Raw genomic sequence first — 1853 nt, 5'->3', positions numbered from 1 at the left:
AATCTGGCACGCACCTCCTGAAATGCGGTGGCGAATACGCGCATTGCGGTGATTTTCGACGTGTCGCTCTGCGAAATTTGCCTTTGCCGGCATGAGGAAACAAGAAGGAGTTTGCAATGACCGAAGCTGCGAAAAAACTGGATTTGGGCAAGACCCAAGAGGCCACCGCAACGCTTGAATTCGCCGGCAAGACCCATGAATTCAAGGTGCGAAGCGGTTCGGTCGGGCCTGATGTGATCGACATCGCCTCGCTCTACTCAACCACCGGCGCTTTCACCTACGATCCCGGCTTCACCTCGACGGCAAGCTGCGAGTCCGAAATCACCTTCATCGACGGCGACGCCGGCATCCTGTTGCACCGCGGCTATCCGATCGACCAGTTGGCCGAACATGGCGACTTCCTCGAGGTCTGCTATCTCCTGCTCTACGGTGAATTGCCGACCAAGGCGCAGAAGGACGATTTCGATTACCGCGTGACGCGCCACACCATGGTGCATGAGCAGATGTCGCGCTTTTTCACCGGCTTCCGCCGCGACGCGCATCCGATGGCGGTGATGTGCGGCGTGGTCGGCGCGCTGTCGGCCTTCTATCACGACTCCACCGACATTTCCGACCCCTACCAGCGCATGGTTGCCTCCATGCGGCTGATCGCCAAGATGCCGACGATCGCGGCGATGGCCTACAAATACCACATCGGCCAGCCCTTCATTTACCCGAAGAACGAGCTGAACTTTGCCGCCAACTTCCTGCATATGTGCTTTGCCGTGCCTTGCGAGGAATACAAGATCAATCCGGTGCTGGCGCGCGCCATGGAACGCATCTTCATCCTGCACGCCGACCACGAGCAAAATGCCTCGACCTCGACCGTTCGCCTCGCCGGCTCGTCGGGCGCCAACCCGTTTGCGTGCATCGCCGCCGGCATAGCCTGCCTGTGGGGACCCGCGCATGGCGGCGCCAATGAAGCGGCGCTCAACATGCTTGGCGAGATCGGCCATGTCGATCACATCCCCGAATTCATCGCCCGCGCCAAAGACAAGGACGACCCGTTCCGCTTGATGGGCTTCGGCCACCGCGTCTACAAGAACTACGATCCGCGCGCCAAGATCATGCAGAAGACGGCACATGAGGTTCTGGGCGAGCTCGGCATCAAGGACGATCCGCTGCTCGACATCGCCATGGAGCTGGAAAAGATCGCGCTGACCGATTCCTATTTCATCGAGAAGAAGCTCTACCCGAATGTCGACTTCTATTCCGGCATTACGCTGAAGGCGCTGGGCTTCCCCACCACCATGTTCACCGTGCTGTTCGCGGTCGCCCGCACCGTCGGCTGGATCGCCCAGTGGAAAGAGATGATCGAGGATCCGCGCCAGAAGATCGGCCGCCCGCGCCAGCTCTATACCGGTGCACCGGAGCGGGATTACGTGCCGATCGCCAAGCGGTGAATTAGGAAATAGTGAGTAGTGAGTAGTGAGTAGTGAGTAGTGAAGTCGACCATTTCTACTGATTACTGACTACTCACTCTCTTGACATACCGCATCACCACCTGCGCGGCGATCTCGCCGGACGGTCTACCGGTAGCCATGCGCCGCCTGATCTCTGCAAATCCATCCTTCTGCCAGGCACGCATGCCGCTGTCGGCGAACAGTGCTTCCAATTGCCGGGCAAGGTTGTTCGGCTTGATATAGCCGTCGTAGAATTCGGGAATAAGCGCTCGATCCGATATCAGATTGGGCAGCAGCGCCGACCAGACGGAAACGAGGTACGGCGCCAAGATGCGCGCGACCGGGTCGAGCCTGTAGCAGGAAATCATCGGCACGCCGGCCAGCGCCAGTTCCAGCGATACCGTCCCGGAC

The 1853-nt window shown here is 59.5% G+C and carries 1 protein-coding gene and 1 pseudogene; one reads left to right on the top strand and one right to left on the bottom strand.

The genetic code is table 11. The annotated features are described in order from the left end of the window. The first annotated feature begins 116 nt into the window (after positions 1 to 116). Complete coding sequence (gltA, locus tag EN991_RS34580) at positions 117 to 1442, top strand: citrate synthase (protein ID WP_013531749.1); 1326 nt, start codon at positions 117 to 119, stop codon at positions 1440 to 1442. 62 nt (positions 1443 to 1504) lie between these two features. Here the strand turns inward: gltA and EN991_RS34575 are convergent. Further along, positions 1505 to 1853 (bottom strand): annotated as a pseudogene (locus EN991_RS34575) (lipid-A-disaccharide synthase); the annotation flags it as partial.

The sequence above is a fragment of the Mesorhizobium sp. M7A.F.Ca.US.005.03.2.1 genome (assembly GCF_003997795.1).
Lineage (GTDB): Bacteria > Pseudomonadota > Alphaproteobacteria > Rhizobiales > Rhizobiaceae > Mesorhizobium > Mesorhizobium ciceri.
The sequence above is the reverse complement of the archived record's forward strand: the minus strand, read 5'-3'. Positions and strand labels throughout refer to the sequence as shown.

Excerpts from the sequence above, each read along its gene's own strand:
- gltA (WP_013531749.1), top strand. The coding sequence starts at position 117 with ATGACCGAAGCTGCGAAAAAACTGGATTTGGGCAAGACCCAAGAGGCC.